The 20,392-nt window shown below is 29.7% G+C and carries 17 protein-coding genes and 1 other annotated feature; of the genes, 12 read left to right on the forward strand and 5 right to left on the reverse strand.

Annotated elements, in window-relative coordinates; translation table 11 throughout:
- The first annotated feature begins 12 nt into the window (after window positions 1-12).
- The 9 genes from I6U48_RS01900 to I6U48_RS01940 all read left to right on the forward strand — a co-directional run bounded on the left by I6U48_RS01900 (window position 13) and on the right by I6U48_RS01940 (window position 9,900).
- Window positions 13-600 carry an undecaprenyl-diphosphatase gene (locus I6U48_RS01900; protein WP_218318699.1) on the forward strand — a complete coding sequence of 196 codons (588 nt, stop codon included), beginning with the start codon at window positions 13-15 and terminating at the stop codon, window positions 598-600.
- Between the two features lie 123 nt (window positions 601-723).
- Window positions 724-1,725 carry a DUF5050 domain-containing protein gene (locus I6U48_RS01905; RefSeq protein WP_218318700.1) on the forward strand — a complete coding sequence of 334 codons (1,002 nt, stop codon included), beginning with the start codon at window positions 724-726 and terminating at the stop codon, window positions 1,723-1,725.
- 151 nt (window positions 1,726-1,876) lie between these two features.
- Window positions 1,877-3,592, forward strand: coding sequence for a methyl-accepting chemotaxis protein (locus tag I6U48_RS01910; protein WP_218318701.1), 1,716 nt, complete (start codon window positions 1,877-1,879; stop codon window positions 3,590-3,592).
- A gap of 173 nt (window positions 3,593-3,765) precedes the next feature.
- Window positions 3,766-4,767, forward strand: coding sequence for a phosphodiester glycosidase family protein (locus I6U48_RS01915; protein WP_218318702.1), 1,002 nt, complete (start codon window positions 3,766-3,768; stop codon window positions 4,765-4,767).
- 15 nt (window positions 4,768-4,782) lie between these two features.
- Entirely contained in the window at window positions 4,783-5,832 is a 1,050-nt protein-coding gene (locus I6U48_RS01920; RefSeq protein ID WP_218318703.1) for a hypothetical protein, read from the forward strand.
- A 470-nt stretch (window positions 5,833-6,302) separates the two neighbouring features.
- Window positions 6,303-6,638 (forward strand): hypothetical protein, encoded by a 336-nt coding sequence (locus tag I6U48_RS01925; RefSeq protein WP_218318704.1) that lies wholly within the window; start codon window positions 6,303-6,305, stop codon window positions 6,636-6,638.
- A 262-nt stretch (window positions 6,639-6,900) separates the two neighbouring features.
- Window positions 6,901-8,148: a DUF445 domain-containing protein gene (locus I6U48_RS01930; RefSeq protein WP_218318705.1), complete on the forward strand. Its 1,248-nt coding sequence runs from the start codon at window positions 6,901-6,903 to the stop codon at window positions 8,146-8,148.
- Between the two features lie 13 nt (window positions 8,149-8,161).
- Entirely contained in the window at window positions 8,162-9,547 is a 1,386-nt protein-coding gene (locus I6U48_RS01935) for a DUF445 domain-containing protein (RefSeq protein ID WP_218318706.1), read from the forward strand.
- Between the two features lie 146 nt (window positions 9,548-9,693).
- Window positions 9,694-9,900: a hypothetical protein gene (locus I6U48_RS01940; RefSeq protein WP_218318707.1), complete on the forward strand. Its 207-nt coding sequence runs from the start codon at window positions 9,694-9,696 to the stop codon at window positions 9,898-9,900.
- Window positions 9,901-9,985: 85 nt separating this feature from the next.
- On the opposite strand, the gene I6U48_RS01945 is transcribed toward I6U48_RS01940, so the two are convergent.
- The 5 genes from I6U48_RS01945 to I6U48_RS01965 form a co-directional block, all read right to left on the reverse strand.
- Complete coding sequence (locus I6U48_RS01945) at window positions 9,986-10,681, reverse strand: response regulator transcription factor (RefSeq protein ID WP_218318708.1); 696 nt, start codon at window positions 10,679-10,681, stop codon at window positions 9,986-9,988.
- Window positions 10,682-10,698: 17 nt separating this feature from the next.
- Window positions 10,699-12,135, reverse strand: coding sequence for a sensor histidine kinase (locus I6U48_RS01950; protein WP_218318709.1), 1,437 nt, complete (start codon window positions 12,133-12,135; stop codon window positions 10,699-10,701).
- Between the two features lie 9 nt (window positions 12,136-12,144).
- Complete coding sequence (locus tag I6U48_RS01955) at window positions 12,145-12,897, reverse strand: DUF2705 family protein (RefSeq protein WP_218318710.1); 753 nt, start codon at window positions 12,895-12,897, stop codon at window positions 12,145-12,147.
- Window positions 12,884-13,609, reverse strand: coding sequence for an ABC transporter ATP-binding protein (locus I6U48_RS01960; protein ID WP_218318711.1), 726 nt, complete (start codon window positions 13,607-13,609; stop codon window positions 12,884-12,886). Before I6U48_RS01960 ends, I6U48_RS01955 begins: the two co-directional genes overlap by 14 nt.
- Before the next feature lie 77 nt (window positions 13,610-13,686).
- On the reverse strand, window positions 13,687-14,922 hold the full coding sequence (locus tag I6U48_RS01965; protein ID WP_218318712.1) for a hypothetical protein: 1,236 nt from the start codon (window positions 14,920-14,922) through the stop codon (window positions 13,687-13,689).
- 302 nt (window positions 14,923-15,224) lie between these two features.
- Window positions 15,225-15,439: a binding site (T-box leader), on the forward strand.
- A 141-nt stretch (window positions 15,440-15,580) separates the two neighbouring features.
- Here I6U48_RS01965 and proS point away from each other — a divergent pair.
- The 3 genes from proS (at window position 15,581) to ftsH (ending at window position 20,381) form a co-directional block, all read left to right on the forward strand.
- Entirely contained in the window at window positions 15,581-17,017 is a 1,437-nt protein-coding gene (gene proS, locus I6U48_RS01970) for a proline--tRNA ligase (RefSeq protein WP_218318713.1), read from the forward strand.
- A gap of 196 nt (window positions 17,018-17,213) precedes the next feature.
- On the forward strand, window positions 17,214-18,401 hold the full coding sequence (locus I6U48_RS01975) for a M20 metallopeptidase family protein (RefSeq protein ID WP_218318714.1): 1,188 nt from the start codon (window positions 17,214-17,216) through the stop codon (window positions 18,399-18,401).
- Between the two features lie 117 nt (window positions 18,402-18,518).
- Entirely contained in the window at window positions 18,519-20,381 is a 1,863-nt protein-coding gene (gene ftsH / locus I6U48_RS01980) for an ATP-dependent zinc metalloprotease FtsH (RefSeq protein ID WP_218318715.1), read from the forward strand.
- Window positions 20,382-20,392: the final 11 nt, after the last annotated feature.

Genomic DNA, 20,392 nt, shown 5'->3' on the forward strand with positions numbered 1-20,392 from the left:
GGGTATTAAAAAATGAATATGGAGATTTTTAGGTTAATAAATAATTTAGCAAATAAAAATAATGTTTTAGATAAGATAATGATTTTCTTTTCTAAGGATGTACCTTATATATTTATGGCAGTTATTGCAATAATATTTATCTTAGGGATTATGAAAAAGAACTGTGTCTATAGAAAAATTGCTTTTAATACTTTTGTTATTACAGTAATTAATCTAATTTTAAGTTTTATCATTGGAGGTATATATTATGTGGACAGGCCTTTTGTGCACAATAAAGTGAATTTATTATTACCTCATGCAACGGATGCATCCTTCCCAAGTGACCATGCTACAGGAACAATGAGTATAGCGTTAGGTCTTACAAAATACAGTAAGTTACTTAGTAGAATGTTAACTGTAATATCAATAATTGTAGGCTTTTCACGAGTATATGTTGGACATCACTATCCTATGGATGTTATAGGCGCCTATATTATTGTTTTTGGAACAAGTTACTTATATAAATTGAAGTTAGAAAGTAAAGTGGGAACCCTATATGAAGTAGTTGAAAAGAAAATAGCAACAAGATTAGGATTTAAATCATTATATAGCGAAATTTAATGTAATCTATTGCATTTCTTATTAAATATAATAAAATTAAATCAATAGAGTAAAAATACTGAATTTTTAAAAAAGTTCAGTGTTTTTATAAAAAATATAATTAGAATTAATAAGGAGAAAATAATGAGTAGATTAAAGGCTGTAATAACTACTATGGCTGTAATTAGTTTTTTTACAGGCTGTCAAAATCCATTATCAGCATTAAAAAGCAGTTCAACTTCTTCAAACACAAAGCAAAGTCCAGCTCCTAAAAAAACAAACTCAGTTGCTACAGCAGGTAATGCAAACCTTTCATCTAGCGTTAGCATTGTCATTCAAAATACTCCTGGAACTCCAGTTAAATCATCTAAAGTTATTCAAAATGGTAATACTATATACTATGTAAACTGGTCTGATGACAATAAAATATATTCAATCAGTGTCGGCGGTACAGGAAAGAAAAAAATCTCTGATGATTCTGCTTATGAATTGCTATTATCAAATAATACAATATATTATAACAATGAGTTGGATTCGGACAAATTATACGCTATGAACACAGACGGTACAAATAGAAAGAAACTATTAGATGAAAAAGCTTTAAATTTAGAACTCCTAAATAATTTTATATACTATATAGGTTCTGATAATAATCTATCTACTTTTAATACAAGTAATAATTCAAAAACATCTTTAAAGATAATTACAAGAAGCTATGATACTGATGGCAACAGTATCTATTATGAGAATTATTCTAATAAGCATGTATTAAACATCATGAATGTAGATGGTTCTAATAGTAGTAAGCTTTCTGATGATGCGCCTATGGATATAGTTAGTCAAACAGGAACAATCTACTACGTTAACGGATGGGATCATAATAAAATATATAAAATTGTAAGTGATGGCACTGGAAGGTCTCAGCTAAATGATGTCAGCTCAAGTAGTATGGTATTAGACAGCGGATATATATATTATATTAATAATTCGGATTATGATTCCATATACAAGATAAAAGTTGATGGAAGCGGCAATATAAAGTTAGGTAATGACAATTTTATAAATTTTTTTGCTGTAGCTGGAACATATGTGTATTATGCTAAAAAAACAGATACTATTCCGCAAATATATAAAATAAGTAAATAAATAGAATTTTACTAGGGATATTTATCGGGTAAAATGTACCTAAATAGAATGGATAAGGATATAGCAGTTACTGTGTATAATGGGGGAATTAGAAAGGTATTTACTATTTAATAATAAAAATATAAAATTAGGTATATGGGGAGGGGATGTTATGGTGAAAAATAAAAAAAATATTTTAGGTAGTAATTTAAAAATCAAAAATGGTTTATACAGTATATTAATAATATCTATATGCTCTTTTTTACTTTTAGGGGGAGTTGCCTATTACACAATTAACAATATAAAAGTGTTGCAAGAGGATATGTATGCAAATGCTTTGATTCCAATATCTCAGGCTTCAGAGGTAAAAGCGAATTTAATGGAATCAAAATTTTACATAACAAAGGTTACTTCAGTAGAATATAAACAAGAGTATGTACAAAAAATTGATAAAATAGATACTGAAATTAGAGATTTACTTAAGAATTATGAAAATAGAAGTCTGGATACTAAGGAAAATGAATATATACAAAAGGTAAAATCTGCTTATGAACTATATAATAATGGTTGGAAATCTATAAAATCAAAATTATCATCAGGTGAAAAACTGAATGTAGAAGATTTTAATACTTTTGATACCATATGTAATAATGCAGATAGTGCTATAGATGATATGATAGCCTATGGTAAAAAGGATGCTGATACATTAAAGTCAGATACAAATGCAAAAGCAATGATTGGTGTTAAGGTATTTGTGTACCTTTTTATATTGTTAACTATTATAATGGGAGCTATAACAATTATAATTATTAATATTATTAAGCATTCTATAAAAGAATTTACTAAAAATTTAGATACTATATCAGAAGGGGATTTTTCAGTGGAAATAGATGCAAATGGTACTAACGAGTTTGGAATAATGAAGAAGGAATTGGGCATATCTATTGAAAAAATAAAATATATGATTCAGTCTATAAGTTCTACATCAAATACCGTTGATAATCAATCAAGTTTATTGTTAGAGTTATCAAGTGAAATTGCAAACTCTTCTAAAGATGTGGCAAATGTAATACAAGAGGTTTCAAGTGGGGTTGAAATGCAAGCTGATACTTTAAATGACATAAACAATTATGTAGGTGATTTTGGAGTTAAAGTATCAAAAATAGTAGCTTTAATTGAGGATGTTAACAAGAATACAGAGATTGTAAATGAAAAGGCTACAAATGGAAACAGTAGCTTTAAAATGCTAATAACCTCCGTTAATGAAGTGAAGCAATCTTTTATAGATGTAAAGAAAAGAATATTAGAACTTGGAAAGAATATTAATGAAATAAATGAAATTACTAATCTTATAAATAATATAGCTGGACAGACTAATTTATTAGCTTTAAATGCAGCTATTGAAGCGGCTAGGGCAGGAGAATCAGGGAAGGGATTTGCAGTTGTTGCAGATGAAATAAGAAAATTAGCCGAGCAGTCCAAAGTATCTTCTGATAGGATAGGTCAATTGATTCAAAATATTACTAAGGAATCGAATGTAGTAATAAATACAACAGAATCAATGGATAATGAATTGAGCAATCAAGGAAATGTAATAGATAACTCAATAACTTCATTTGATGATATAATAAGTTCTATAGAACAAGTTACTCCAAAGGTTAAGAAGATAAATGATATGTCCATTGATATAAATAAAGATAAAGATTTAATTGTAGAAAGAATTAATGAAGTTTCCTCAGTTGCAGAGGAAATATCAGCTTCAACAGAAGAAATATCAGCTACATCTCAAGAAATAAGTGATTTTACAGATAAAATAGCACAATCTGCGGAAATATTAGATTTGTCTTCAAAGGAAATGTTAGAAAAAGTAAGCAAATTTAAGATTTAAATAAAAAGCAGCAATTTTTGCTGCTTTTTATCTTAGTATTGTATTAATAAAAAGTCTGAGGAATTCTTAATTTGACTTTAATGTAATTTTAATCTAACAAGGTGAAAATGAAAGTATATTTTTAAGTATTCTATAAAATAACAAATATTATTAATAAACAAAGAGGTTCAGAGATGAAAAACAAAGTATATAAACTAAAGAAAAAGAAGATATCAGTAGTGGTTATTATATTAATATTTATTTTTCAAGTATTTGCAGCATCTTTAATAAGTTGCTTATTAGTATTTTATGGACCATTTCCAGTTGTTAGAAAGATGATTGTTGGTACCTCAATGTCAAGTTATAAGCATCAGTATATTGCAAAGTTATTTTTGAGTGATTCGGAGATTTCTAAAATATTAAGCAGTGATACAGAGAGTACAGGTAGTGGAGAACAAAAAATTTCTAATATTAAAATTAATAATTATCAGGATAATAGCATAGAAAGATATGATATAAATAGCTCAAAGTTCAAAGGATATATGCTTGTTATTAAAAATCCTCTTATGGTTAAGGTAGGTTATACAAATAAATTAACAAAAGAAGGAGAAAGAACCAGCGATATTGCAAAAGACCATAATGCTATTGCGGCCATTAATGGGGGAGGATTTATGGATAAATCAAATAGTGGGAGTTTATGGTCTGGGACAGGAGCATATCCTACAGGATTTGTTTTTTCCCAAGGGAAAATTGTTTATCAAGATGTATCTGATACAGACCAATTAGATGTCATGGCATTAGATTATCAAGGGAAAATGATAATAGGGAGTCATAGTATCAATGATTTGAAAAGACTTAAAGTATCTGAGGCGATATCTTTTGGACCATCTCTAATAATAAATGGAAAAGCAACCTTTAGTGGAGATGGAGGTCAAGGTATTACTGCAAGAACCGCCGCAGGCCAAAGAAAAGATGGGGCTATACTATTATTGGTAGTTGATGGTAGAAGAATAAATATGCCAGGGGCAACATTGCATGATATACAAAAAATTATGTTAGATTACAATGCTTATAACGCTATTAATTTAGATGGTGGTTCATCAAGTACAATGTATTATAAAGGCAATGTTATAAACAATCCATGTAATCCGCTTGGGGAAAGAACTGTAGCAACAGCTTTATATGTTCAGCAATAGTTAGGAGAGATTAGATTGAGATATTTTAAGATTTTTATAATTGGTTTTTTGCCAATATTAATAATTCAATTTGGAATATTAGTATTTTTAGAAACTGTGTATTTTGCTGATAATTCTTCATATTCATCAAAAAAAGTAGAAAACGACTCAACTAAAGATGTATCAAAGCCAAAATTAGTTTTAGAAGAAGGAAGTATAAATACATCGGCATCATACGATGGGAAATATCTTGCTTATCTAAAGAACAATGATTTACTTGTTTTAAATTTAGATAATGCTAGTAAAACTAAAGTATCAGCAGATGTTGGAATGGAAATAGTATATTATAAATGGATTTATGACAGAAACAGATTAATATTAGCCGAAAGATCAACTGATACAAAAAATGACATGTTCTTTAAATTGTATTATTACGATGTGGACAGTAATAATAAAGTTGAAATATTTAATGAAGTAAACAATAGAAGCATAAAAATACCTATATATAGTGGTAATGAAAGGATAGATGCAATTGATATGTCTACTCTCACTAATGCTATATATGTTAAACTGTCAAGTTCAAATGATTATAGCAGGATATACAGAATAAATATAATGGCTCAAGAAAAGAGTATTAATACTGTAACTCATGATATTGGAAAAATTATCTCTACAAAGCGAGATGATGTTTTACTGTATGAAAACTCAAAAGATAGGAAGGTTTTTGAATATGGTAATAGTTCTCCTTTGGAGGTTGATGGAAATAGTAATTTGTGCTTATTAGGAATAGATAATAAGGATAATATATACTTAGCACCAATAAATAATGATAAAACTCAAACAATATATTATGGGAGCATAACTAATAAGGATTGGAAAAAGATTAATATAAAAACTTTGATAGATATTAACGATATATATATAAATATTAAAGGACAAATTTTTATCAAAGATACTTCTAAATCAATAATTAAGGAGCTCTCAATAGGAAAGGAAACATACTATAATGGAAAAATTATTGGTATTTATAATAATGGAATTATAAGTGAAAAAAATAATGAAATTACTAAAAGTATATTTCAATAGTTATAAAGGATTAAGCAGCAATATTGTAGAAAATTAAAATTAGTTTCAAGATTAAAGTGTTATTGAAAATTAGAATTCAAAAGGAAAATTACACTAAAGGCATTGCTCTTAGACCGTATGGATAAAAATATGTTTAAGAATATGTAGTAGATATGGGTGATAAGAATTATATGTACTTTTCACAGAAAAGCTGGAGATTAGCGCGATAAATTTGTACAATAGACTGTCACTGCTACCTACGCCACTAACTTCTTCTCAGCAGGATCCAAACTTCCAAATAAAAGCCACCGTATCAGGGAACGTCACTGTGTGGGTCTGTTTCCTGGTACTATTTTTGTGTAACGAATACCATTGGTTTTACTCAACATCATAAACTATAGAAACAAGGATATTCTGTTTAAAAATCTCTTGCATATTACGCGGTGTAATGTATTAAAATTGAAATAACATGAAAGAGAAGGAGAAATATTATGAAAGATTATGATATTAATAAAAACGAGACACAGGTATTTGTTATAAATACAAAACAAGGAGATGTTGAGATTTCATGGCTTCGTGATCAGAGACCGGGGTTTTGTCCAAATTGTCACAAATGCATTCCTTTGAATTCTGTTGTATTTAAAAAAGAAAATGAAAACGGCGTGGAAACCTATTCGGGTATGGATGCGGTAAAGACGAAAAAGAATGGCGAATTAAAAGAAGAGAGCATGAATGTTAAGAGTCCAATTGGAGAATGTCCATATTGTCATAAGTCAATTCCTGTACTTGAGATTACATTCAAAAGAATAAGTGAGGAAGAATTGTAGATTCTGCATTAATAGCCATTTTGCCGCTAAGCCTAATTAGGTTAAAGCGGCATCTTTTTTTGTCGTTCAAGGAATGTGGATGTATGATGTTGTTAGCTAAGGAAAATTAATAAGTGCGATAGCTCCTTTTCTATTATAGAACCTTAGAATAATTTGGTGAAAGTATGAAATTTAAAACTTTAAAATTAATTGAAACTAATGATTAAGGATTCTATAATATAGTTAACCTAAGCAGATTAAATGGGAGGTAAATTAAATTATTATGAATCGTTATAAAGCAACTATAATTTTAGTTATGGCTACAATCGGTTTTTTGATTAGTTATCCATTTCATGAAACCTTCATTGGAGGTCTTGTAAGTAGTGGATTTTGTGCTTCAATGATAGGGGGATTTGCTGACTGGTATGGGATAACCGCCTTATTTAGAAAACCATTTGGAGTATCATTTAAGACTGAAATAATACCTAAAAACAGAGAAAAAATATTTGATGGATTGAGTAACATGGTAAGTGATGAGCTATTAACAAAGGAACATTTAAAAAAACTATTGAATGAATACGATACTTCAAAATTAATTCTAAAGTATGCTGCAAACAATAAGGAGTATGAAAATATAAAAAAGATCATCAGTTCTATTATTCAAGAAAGCTTTGCTGGAATACATAATGATGAAGTAAGTAAGATTGCAGCTAACTTAATAGCGCAAAATATATCGCAATTTAATTTATGGAAGGCATTGATTTCGGCTATTGAAATATCAATAAAAAATGGATACGATGAAAAAATAATAAATTTTATAATTGATGAAAGTATTTCTTACATAAAGACCGATAATTTTCACCGTATACTTACTGAAATAGTGGAAGAGACGAAAAATTCCTATGAAAATGGTATGAGGAAGAGAATTATTCTTAATGTCGTTGTATTAGATATGCTGCTAAAATTATCGTCAGGGAATATCGCAAAGGTTATTCAGGAAAAGATAGAGAATTATTTTTATAATTTCAAGGATGTAGATAATAGCGATAGATTAAAGCTTAAAGAATGGATTGATATCAAGTTTATGGAATTGAAACAAAATAATCATATCAGGGGAAAACTTGAAGAATGGAAAGTACAACAAATAAATAATCTTAGAATTGAAGAATATATAAAAATATTTTTTCAGAATTTAAAAGATAAAGGTATGGAGGAAGAAGGCATTATAAAGAAATTTATTTATGAAACGGAACTTAAAATTCAAGATATTAGAAATAAGTTTAATAATAATATTGAGTTTCAGAAAAATGTAGATAATTATGTAAAGAATGTTGCAGCACAGCTTATTGATAGTGGCCATAAAAATATAGGTAAGATTGTTAGAGAAAATTTAAACAAGTATTCAAATGATATGCTAATAGAACTGATTGAGTCAAAGGCAGGAAATGACTTGCAATTAGTCAGAATAAATGGTTCAATCATTGGTGGTTTAGTTGGTATTATAGTGTTTATTCTGACATATAAAATTTAGTAGGAGTAGGAATATGGAAAATAAGAAGATAGCGGATAGACTATTATTTATATTACTTATAGCATTTATTGCTGTTATTTGTATAAAAGTTTATTTTCATAAAAGTTTTTTAACTGAAATGCTAGGTTTTGTTATTGAAGCAGCACTGGTAGGAGGAATTGCAGACTGGTTTGCTATAACAGCTTTATATGAAAAGCCCTTAGGCTTTCCATGGCATACAGCTATAATTCCTAGAAATAGGGATAAAGTTATAAATTCCATAGCATATATGGTAGAAAATGAATTGCTAAATGAAAAAACATTACAAGGCAAGATAAAAGAAATTAAGATTATTGATATATTAATTGAATATATTGACAAGAGTGTAAAGCAGGGAGGATATATATTTGAATTTATTGAGAAGTATAGTATAAAGTTTTTAGACGACATAGATGTAGATAAAATTGCTAAGTATATTGAAGGCGATTTAAAAAACAATTTAAAAGAAATAGACTTAACAACATATTTAAGTAAAATATTAATGTTTACCGTAAAAAGTAGTGATTGTGAAAAATTGTTTATCAATGTTTTAGATGAAATAATAACAAAAGCAAAACAAGAGAATACAAGAAGTGAAATTCATAATATGATAAATGAAATTATAAAGGAAAATATAGATAGTAAAAAAGGAATTCAAAGAATGCTAATGCAAGTTGCAGTGACATTAGCAGAAGAAACAAATAGTGTTAATACTTTAGATGCAGCATATTCTATACAAGAGCAGATACTAGAAGTGCTTTTAAAACTAAAAGACATAAATGATCCTATTCACATTGAAATGATTAATAAAATTGAACAAGTTATAGAAAAATTACATACTGATGAAGAAGTAATATTTAATGTGGAGAAGTGGAAGTTAGATACTATTGAAAAAATTACAATTACCAATGAACTTAATAGTGTCATAGAGAATACCATTATTGCTTTAAAGTATAGTATTAAAAAGGGAAATGTTCAAGTGGATGAGTCATTGTATAAAAATGGGGATGTAGAAAATTTTCGATTATATCTAAAGAGCATAGAACCGGTTATATATTGGCTTAAAAAACAAGTACATGGTTACTGGGAAAATTTCAAAAATGATAGTAAAGCAAAACGTACTATGGAAGTCTACATCAAAGGGTTTCTTTATAAAATAATAAAATCAGAGCATCATCTTATAGGCATTGTAGTTAGCAAAACGCTAAGTAATTTGACGGATGATTCTCTTAATGATTTTATACAAGAAAAGGCAGGTAATGATCTACATTGGATTCGTATAAATGGATGTATCATCGGAGCACTATTTGGATTATTTGTTTTTCTTTTTATGAATGAAATCTATTTACCTATTGTATCTAAATTCATTCATTTAATATGAAAAGTTTTATTATATTTTTATAAAGCATTATATTTGTATAAAACTTTAGAGAAGAGTAGTATAATAAATTTAGATAATTCACATAATAGAATATTCAAATAATTAAGAATATGATATAATAGTTTTATATAAAGGGGGTAGGTCTTATGGAACAATATAGAGGATATGAAATAACGGTTATAGAGAATAATGAAAAGGATTACCCATATAAGGCAATTGCTACAAAAGGAGATCAGCAAGTCAAGCATAAGGGACAGACTAAGACTCAAGCAGTTGATTTTGTTAAAAAAAGTATTAATGTCATTATAGAAAAGATAGAGGCAAAAAATAGTGTAAAATCAGGAGTTAAATAGATTTAAATTTATATAAATCTATGAGAAGTATCATTAATAAAGAAAAGTTAAATTGAATGATTAAGAATAGGCTTAGGATGTAATACTATACCCTAAGCCTATAACCAGCTCCCCAGATAGTCTCAATATACTGAGGATTAGAGGGAGAAGATTCGATTTTTTCTCGCACTCTTCCGATATGTACTGTAACTGTGGCAATATCACCAATAGCATCAAGTCCCCAAACTTTCTCGAATAATTCCTCTCGACTAAATACTCTATTAGGATTTTCAGCCATATAAAGTAATAAATCAAATTCCTTTTGAGCTAATGTTATTTCGTTACCATTTATGAACACTTGTCTACAATCCTTTATTATTTCTAGTCCTCTTATTACAATAACATTATTTTTCGGTTTGGATGTAAATTTACTTTTTAGTCTTTCGTAATTTTGAATATGTGATTTAACTCTAGCAACTAGTTCGCCAGGACTAAAAGGTTTTGTAATATAGTCGTCAGCGCCAAGGCTTAAGCCTTTAATTTTATCAATCTCATCTTTTTTAGCAGAAACCATTAATACAGGAATATCCTTAGTCTCCTGTATACTTCGTAGAATACTAAATCCATCAATCTGTGGAAGCATGACATCAAGAATTAGTAAATCAAATTCATTTTCTTTTAGTGTATTTAAACCTTTTACACCATCAGTACATATAGTAACTTCAAAGCCTGATACTTCCAAGTAGTCTTTTTGAAGCTGTGCGATACTTAAATCATCTTCGACTATTAAAATTCTTTTCATACATATCATCCCCAGTTCTAAGATATTTTTGCCAGTGATACAATTATGCTTGTGCCTTTATCTTCATGGCCTACAGCCCATATCTTACCTTTATGACCCTCAACAATTTGTTTTGCAATGGCAAGCCCAAGGCCGCTGCCTTTTGTCTCACTTCTAGCCAGATCTGCTCTGTAAAACCTATCAAATACTTTGTTTATATCATTCTTATTAATGCCTACCCCGTTATCTCTTATTTCAATAATAATGCTAGAAGCAGTTTCTCTAAGTATGATAGCTATTTTTCCTTGTTTTTTGTCCATATATTTTCGAGAGTTATCAATTATATTTACTATAACTCTTCGCATTCTTTCTCTATCAATCTTAACGTATTTTGATTCTTTTAAATTATTTTCTAAACTAATTTCTATGTTTGATTTTTGAAGCTCAGGTGCACATTCAAGAATACAGTAATCAAAATAGTTAATAATATCTGTTTTTTCAAAATTAAAAGGAAGTTTATTTAAATCTAGTCTAGAATATAAAAGCAAATCATCAATCATAGCATCCATTTGTTCAGCCTTTGAATAAATAGTTTTTAGATAGAGTTCGGTTTTTTCAGGGGTATTTGCTATGCCATCTAAGATTCCTTCAACATATCCCTTTATAGAAGTTATAGGAGTCTTTAGATCATGAGATATGCTGGAAACTAACATTTTTCTATTGTCATCATATTTCATTTTCATACGCACAGAATCTTTTAGTTGTATTCTCATTCGTTCAAAGTCAGCACATAGTTCTCTAATTTCACAATCTCCATTTTCTACAATTTCAAAGTCTAAGTCACCTTTACTGATCTCCGCTGTAGCTTTTTTTAGAATAGAGATAGGTTCCAATATTCTTTTTGAATAAAGATAAGACATGAATATATTTACGGCTGCAAAGGAAGCGAAAAATACAATTAGAACTGTTATAATAAATGTTTTAAAAGTATCTGCTTCCTTTCCTGTAGGGGCTAGCAATAATACGTTTCCTACAGACTTATCTTTAAAAACAACTGGAGATACTTCAGTCATATAGAATGTATTATCAATTTGTATTGGCTTACTAAAGAGTTTAGATTTACTTTCTTCTAGGCATCTTTCTATGTCAATTTTATTAACATCTTTTGAAGAAAATATGACTTTATTATCTTTAGTTATTATAAGTTCTCCATTTATACTTGAAAGTTTATGATGCATATATTTTTGAAATTCAGGGTCTTCTATATTCTCAGGATTTAATTGAGATATATTTTTTATTGAATTTAATAACTCTGATTTAATAGCTGCTGTTTTTTTGAAATTTTGATAATTCATATCTGTATGAAAAATATCTGAGGATACCAATATAAATATAAATATTGTAAAGCATGCAATAATAATTGGTATTAAAACCGTTATAGTATTGGAAATAATCAAGCGTTTTTTTATATCCATTTTTTCACCTTAGAACTCTTTTTTATCAAATAAATAATAGCTTCCTGTAAATAATAGTATAGCATAACTTGATAGCATCATAAACTGACGAAATATTTTTAAAAAAGAAACATTGTTCATAATCCATAATGTATACCAATCCATCATACTTGTAAAAAATATGCCAGAATAGCTTGAAAAAACAATCCCTAAAGCTTTAAAAACAATAAAAATAAGGATAGATACAAAAAACACACCTATACCACTCCGTAATATGTTTGTAAGAAGTGTAATAAGAAGTGCCAAAACTAGCATAGGCATTAATGTTACTAAATAAGCAATAAATATCTTAATAATGCTTGTTATTGTAAAGGAATTTGAATTAAAAATAAAACCAGCTATAGTGGAAAAAATCATTATGAATACAAGGTTAACAGAAACAAATAGCATTATGGAAATAACTTTTGCAGTAAAAAATTTCAATCTTGTAACTGGTCTTGTAAGTGCAATCTTCATAGTGTTTTGAGCAAATTCACCAGAAAAACTATCTATAGTGACAAGTGCAGTAAATAGAGGAAGAATTGAGTTAGCTACTACAGAAAGCACAAGTAATGGGAATGCTGTACTAGAAGTTCCGCGTATTCCAAAGCCACTTCTTAAACCGATAATGGATACTTGTCCCAGTATGATAAAAATAAGTGATATTGCTGCTGCAACTAAAACTTTTTTCTTCTTATAGAGTTTTTCAATTTCATTAATTATAACTGCTTTAAATTCTACCATTTCTCTCCACCTCGCTAATAAAATAATTTTCTAAGGAAGCATAATCATTTAGTATATTTTTGGTGGTTTCTACACTAAGCATTTTACCATTATATAAGATTCCAACGCTGGTACAAGTGAGCTCAACATCATGTATAAGATGGCTTGAAATGAAAAATGTGGTTTTTTCTATTTCCGCAAGGTCTTTTATAATATTTCTTACAGCAATCATTCCTTCAACATCAAGACCATTTAAAGGTTCATCTAAAATAACTACTTCAGGTTTAGATAAAATTGCAGCAGCAATTCCAAGTCTTTGTTTCATACCAAGAGAAAACTTTCTAGGTTTCTCATCTTTATATTTTAAAAGTCCTATAAGTTCTAAAACTTCTTCAATTCTTGTATTATCAACATTGTCATAAAACCTTGAAAATTGTTTTAGGTTTTCAAAGGCCGTTAAGTAGGAATAAGATTCAGCAGTTTCTATAATACAACCTACTTTTTTCATAGATTGTTCAAATTCTTCTAGAACACTATGCCCTAAAATTTTGACATCACCACTGTCCGGTCTTACTAGTCCAGTCATAATTTTCATGGCAGTAGTTTTACCGGCACCATTAGGTCCTAAAAATCCAAAAATATCACCCCTATTTATATCAAGATTAATGTCCATTATTCCTCGTCCATTTTTATATATTTTGGAGAGGTTTTTAATTTCGATTACTTTTTCCATTTATATACCCCCAAAGACAAATATAAATAATATCGCTAAGAATAACTTGCCAGTTATAATACTGGCAAGTTTTATTATTAATTGAATACTTTATTGAACTCGTCATCAGATACAAGATTTTGATTTCTTCTTGAGTCTATATTAAAATATATTCTGGCAGAATGCGGATTGACAGATATGTTCCCCTTAATACTAGAGTCAGAAGAAGTAAAAGGTGCATCAAAGTGGTCTTTATTAAAGCTTGCACTAAATTTAAAATCTGTTTTGTTATATGCATAATCTTCATAACCTTTTGTATACTCTTCATGATAAGTTCCGCTTATGCTCTTTTCATTTATTTGTTCAATATTTATCGATCTTTCACCTATTTTTTCAAATTTTCCATCCTTTTCTAATATGATATCGCTTTTGTATTTTCCAGTATATTTTTCTGGATTAGATAGCCTATTGTAGTCTTTTTCTATAACCTTCTCTACCTTTTGTCCACTTAGATCGGGCTTCTTAACGATAGTTGAATTAATATTAGACAATTTTCCTAATAGTTCGAAAGTTAAAATATGTTCTTTACCACTTTCATCTTTACCAGATATTGTTCCAGTTCCAAGAACACTTTGAATTAAACCATTTTTATCAATTAACATTTTTCCTGTAACATCTTTTACAAATATATCTTTTGAAATTTTAGGCATATAGTCCTCGTTATCGCCCCTGTTTCTTCCAAATACATTTTTTGATTGAAAAGATACTACTGCGTTAACTAGTGCCGGAATTTGTGATTCGTTTAAAGAACCAGATAACTCTTTACTTCCATCAGCATTTTGAGTAACTGCAACAGAATCTTTTAAATTACCTATAAGGGCATCTGCTATTTTTTCTACGTCACTAGCTTGTTTCTCTTTGAAAGGATTTTTAAAAGAGTTATTTTCATGAGGTTTTTCATATTCATTAACATAATAAACATTTTGAGAATTATCTTTATTTATAAAAGAGTTTTTATCAGAGTAATTATAATATTCTCTTTTGGTTGAGCCTTCTATAGTTGTTTCTGTACGTTCAGTAGCCTGATCTGATACACTACACTTGATAACAGAACTATTAGAAGCAATAGTATTACCATTATCTTTCATGACAAGGGATACATCCATAGTATAATTTGAAAGTTTAGTAGTACAGCTTTCCGCTGTATATTTTAGAGAATCTTTAACTTGGTCATAGCCATTTTTAGAAGCTACTTCAGCCATGGCGGTACTTGCAAACATTAAAGTACCTACAGCAAAGCTTAAAATCATTGCTGTTTTTTTCTTGAATTTCATATTTTAACAACTCCTTCTTAAATTTTAGTTCTATTTTTTGTTATGAAACTTCTCTTCCGTACGTCAGATGAGTAAAAGTAGTTATTACTAGATCAATACCTCTGGGTAAGCAGCACCACCAAATCAGAGATTTGAGATGTCTGCTTATGAAAGACTTTCATAATTATATTTTAAAATCTATATATCTACTTTACATAAACTAATTATAAATAAAATATAAACTTTATTCTATGAATAAATTCTGTCAACCTATTGACAACTTTGAGTTTATGTTTTATTATATAAAATAAATTTAAAGTATTTAAAAAACTAAGAAGAGGGTTAGTAAAAACTAAAGCTTTTTTAAGAGAGGGAATGTAAGGTGTAAGATTCCTAAAAAGTCGTTTTGAACCTGCCTCAGAGTTCTGTACTGAAATAATAGTAGGCTACAGCGGTCAATTCCGTTAAAAATTAAGAGTGAATATATTTATAGTATATTAATAAGGGTGGTACCGCCGATATAGTCTTGGTCCCTATTAGGGATTTAAGGCTTTTTATATTGCCCAAAATTAGTTGACTTACTATTAAAGTACATACTTTATGTCAATAATATTTATTAGATTTTACCTTTAAAAAGAGCAATATTAAATGTATAAGTCTATTTAGGAGGAGTATTAAAATGGATAATGAAAAGAAGCTAGTGGAACAAATAACACCTATGGATGTAGATTTTGCACAATGGTATACGGATATAGTTAAAAAGGCTGAATTAATTGACTATTCAAGTGTTAGAGGGTGTATGATAATACGTCCTTATGCTTATGCAATGTGGGAAAATATACAAAAGGATTTGGATAAGAGATTTAAAGAATTAGGTCATGAAAATGTGTATATGCCAATGTTTATACCAGAAAGCTTGCTTCAAAAAGAAAAGGATCACGTTGAAGGCTTTGCACCTGAAGTTGCTTGGGTAACGCAAGGTGGTAATGAAGAATTAACAGAAAGACTATGTGTACGTCCAACATCAGAAACATTATTTTGTGAACATTATGCTAAGGTAGTTCAATCTTATAAAGATTTACCAAAACTATATAATCAGTGGTGTTCAGTTGTAAGATGGGAAAAAACAACTCGTCCATTTCTTAGAACAACAGAATTCCTATGGCAAGAAGGTCATACAATTCATGCTACAAAGGAAGAGGCAGAAGCAGAGACAATACAAATGTTAAATGTTTATGCTGATCATGCTGAGCAAATGCTAGCTATGCCAGTTGTAAGAGGACAGAAGACTGAAAAAGAAAAATTTGCAGGAGCAGAGGCCACTTATACAATAGAAGCTTTAATGCATGATGGTAAAGCTCTTCAAGCTGGAACTTCACACTACTTTGGAACAAACTTTGCAGAAGCTTTTGGAATTCAATTTAGTGATAAGGATGGTAAGCTTAAGCATGTTCATCAGACTTCTTGGGGATTCACAACCCGTTCAATTGGTGCAATAATTATGGTTCATGGAGATGACAATGGACTTAAAATGCCACCAAGAATAGCGCCAATTCAAGTTGTTATTACACCAGTAGCACAACATAAAGAAGGTGTTTTAGATAAGGCAAGAGAATTAAAAGAAAGAATATCTAAAATTGCTAGGGTTAAGCTAGATGACAGTGACAAAATGCCAGGCTGGAAGTTTGCGGAATACGAAATGAAAGGAGTTCCAGTTCGTTTAGAAATTGGTCCTAAAGATATAGAAAAGAATCAAGTTGTACTTGTAAGAAGAGATACAAGAGAAAAAATCGTAGTTTCTATGGATGAATTAGAAACTAAAATACCAGCATTATTAGATGATATACATAATTCAATGCTTGAAGCTGCAAAAGCTGTTAGAGAACTAAAAACTAGTGTTGCAAAAACTATGGATGAATTCAAAGATATAGTTGAAAATAAAACTGGTTTTGTTAAAGCAATGTGGTGTGGGGACAGAGATTGCGAAGATAAAATTAAAGAAGAAACTGGAGCAACTTCAAGGTGTATGCCATTTGCACAAGAAAATCTTTCTGATACATGTGTATGTTGTGGTAAAAAAGCTAAACATATGGTTTACTGGGGTAGAGCATATTAATATAAAGTAATATATTAAATAAGTCATAGAGAACTATGACTTATTTTTTACTAATAATTATATATAATTTGGTCTAAAATAAATAGATGGTTTTAAGATTTAATTATTGAAAAGTGAGTTATTAAGGGTTTATTTTCAAATGAATAATATAGTATACTTTAATATAGATTCGCAAATAAAAAAAGAGGTGAATTAAGTGGATAAACAAGTAATTTTAGAAAAAGCTAAAGCTATAAAAAATAAACTTATAGATATACGACGAGATATACATGCACATCCAGAAATAGGCATGCATGAGAATAGAACAGCAAAATTAATAGCCGAAACCTTAGAACAGCATGGAATAGAGGTTCAAGAGCATATTGGAGGAACTGGTGTTGTTGGAGTGCTTAGAGGAAAACATCCAGGAAAAACTATACTTTTAAGAGCAGACATGGACTGTTTAAGAATTGCAGAAGAGAATAACGTAAATTACAAATCTGAATATCCTAACTTAATGCATGCCTGTGGACATGATGCCCATGTCTCATGGCTTATTGGAGCTGCCATAATTTTATCAGAAATCAAAGAAGAATTGTGTGGTAATGTGAAATTCTTATTTCAACCTGCAGAGGAGAAAGAAGGTGGAGCAGAGAAAACCATAGGCAGTGGAGTACTAGAAAATCCTAGAGTAGATGCTGTAGTGGGTGCGCATGTTTGGCCTAATATTGAAGCAGGAAAAATAGGCATTAAGGCAGGACCATTAATGGCGGCATCTGACAATTTTAAGATAACTATATACGGAAAAGGTGGGCACGGCGGACAACCACATAAGTGTATAGATCCTATAGCTGTTGCATGTGAAATATATATGGCTTTACAAACTATAGTAAGTAGAAAGGTAGATCCTTTAGAGCCAGCTGTTATAACCATAGGAAAACTTAATGCTGGTTTAGCGCATAATGTAATACCAGACAAAGCTGAAATGGAAGGAACTATAAGGACATTAACTTATGAAGTTAGAGATAAAATCCCTGATATAATGAGATCTATTATAGAAGGAATATGTTTAGCAAATGGGGCTAAATGTGATTTTGATTTTTTTCCTTATCATGCACCTGTAATTAATGATTCTGAAATTACAGCTGTTGTTGGAAGAGCAGCTAGTAATATTATAGGTCATAAGAATTTAGTTATAATTGATAAGCCTACTATGATAGGCGAAGATTTCTCAAGTTTTGAAGAAAAGGTTCCTGGCACATTTTTTTGGGTAGGTACATATAATTTTGAAAAAGGAATTGTTAAACCATTACATAATCCAAAGTTTAATATAGATGAGGATATAATATATAAAGCAGCCGCTGTATTTGCAGAGTGTGCTTTAGTTTATCTAAACGAAAAATAAAAATATGTATAATTTGAAAATTACTTTAAAACAATTTATAAAAACTATAGGTAAAATGGTTTTTGTTGATATAATATAATTATGTAATTTATAAGTATATTGATATGGAGGCTTAACATGTTTAACAATAAGAAATTTGATGGCAATAAGCTTAAATACGGCATTTATTATGCAATAGCAGTTGCTGTTATTCTTTTCGTCGTTAATAGTTATGTAATGAATTTGAAAACTGAGCATATAAAATATAGTGATTTTATGACATATGTTTCTCAGAATAAGGTTGAGGAAGTACAGATATCTAAAGATAGGATAATTATTACTCCCAAATTAAAAGAGGGAGAAAAGAGTAAGATATTATATACAGAAAGAATAGATGACCCAGATTTAATAAAGAAACTTGAAGAGGCTAAAGTTAAAAATGGTATCAAGTATAGTGGATCACCTTTAGAGAATAATCCAATAAAAAACTTTATTTTAAATTGGATACTTCCAATAATAATATTCATGTTTATTGGAAGGATACTATTTGGGAGACTTGACAAAAAAATGGGTAGTGGAGTTATGTCTTTTGGTAAAAATACTGCAAAGATATACGCAGAAAATGAAACAGGTATAACTTTTAATGACGTAGCAGGACAAGAAGAAGCCAAGGAATCTCTGGTTGAGATTGTAGATTTTCTTCATAATCCGCAAAAGTATACAGATATAGGAGCTAGACTCCCAAAAGGAGCGTTGCTTGTTGGTCCTCCGGGTACGGGTAAAACTTTGATAGCGAAGGCAGTAGCTGGGGAAGCCAATGTACCATTTTTCTCTATATCAGGATCAGCTTTTGTAGAAATGTTTGTAGGAATGGGAGCATCAAGAGTTAGAGATCTCTTTGAACAAGCCCAACAAAAAGCACCATGTATAATATTTATAGACGAAATAGATGCTATAGGTAAAAGTAGAGAAGGTAATATAGCAGGAAATGATGAAAGAGAACAAACTTTAAATCAGTTGCTTGCTGAAATGGATGGATTTGATTCATCTAAAGGAGTTGTAATTTTAGCCGCAACTAATAGACCAGAAGTATTAGATAAGGCTCTATTAAGACCAGGAAGATTTGATAGGAGAGTAATTGTAGATAGACCAGATTTAAAAGGGAGAGAAGATATACTAAAGGTTCATTCAAAAGGAGTAAAGATATCTTCTACGGCAGACTTAAGTGCTATAGCTAAAGGAACTCCAGGAGCAGTTGGAGCAGATTTAGCTAATATAATAAATGAAGCAGCATTAAGGGCTGTAAAGAATAATAGAAAAGAAGTAGTGCAGGAAGACTTAGAGGAAGCAGTTGAGGTAATAATAGCTGGAAAGGAAAAGAAAGATAGAATATTATCAGATGCGGAAAAGAGGTCGGTAGCTTTTCACGAGGTTGGTCACGCATTAGTGGCAGCTTTATTAAAACATACAGATCCAGTTCATAAAATCACTATAGTTCCTAGAACTATGGGAGCATTAGGATACACTATGCAGCTCCCTGCTGAAGAAAAGTATTTAATAACCAAGGAAGAGATGATGGACCAAATATGTGTAATGTTAGGTGGAAGAGCTGCTGAGGAAACAGAGTTTAACACAATATCCACGGGAGCATCCAATGATATAGAAAGAGCAACTCAAACAGCAAGAAGTATGGTTACCGTATACGGAATGACTGAAAGATTTGATATGATGGGACTTGAATCTATTCAAAATAGATATTTAGATGGAAGGCCTGTTTTAAATTGCAGCGCTGAAACTGCAGCAATTATAGATGAAGAGACTCTAAAAATAATAAAGACATCTCATGAAAAAGTTAAGAATTTACTTAGAGATAACATGAATTTGCTGAGAGAGATATCAGAAAAATTGTTAGAAAAAGAGACATTAATGGGTGATGAATTTATAGCTATGGTAAAAGGGAATGGGGCTTCTAAAGAGTATTTATCAAAAGAACAAGAATAGAATGGAGATTT

It is taken from the genome of Clostridium thailandense (assembly GCF_019207025.1).
Taxonomy (GTDB): Bacteria; Bacillota; Clostridia; order Clostridiales; family Clostridiaceae; genus Clostridium_AM; species Clostridium_AM thailandense.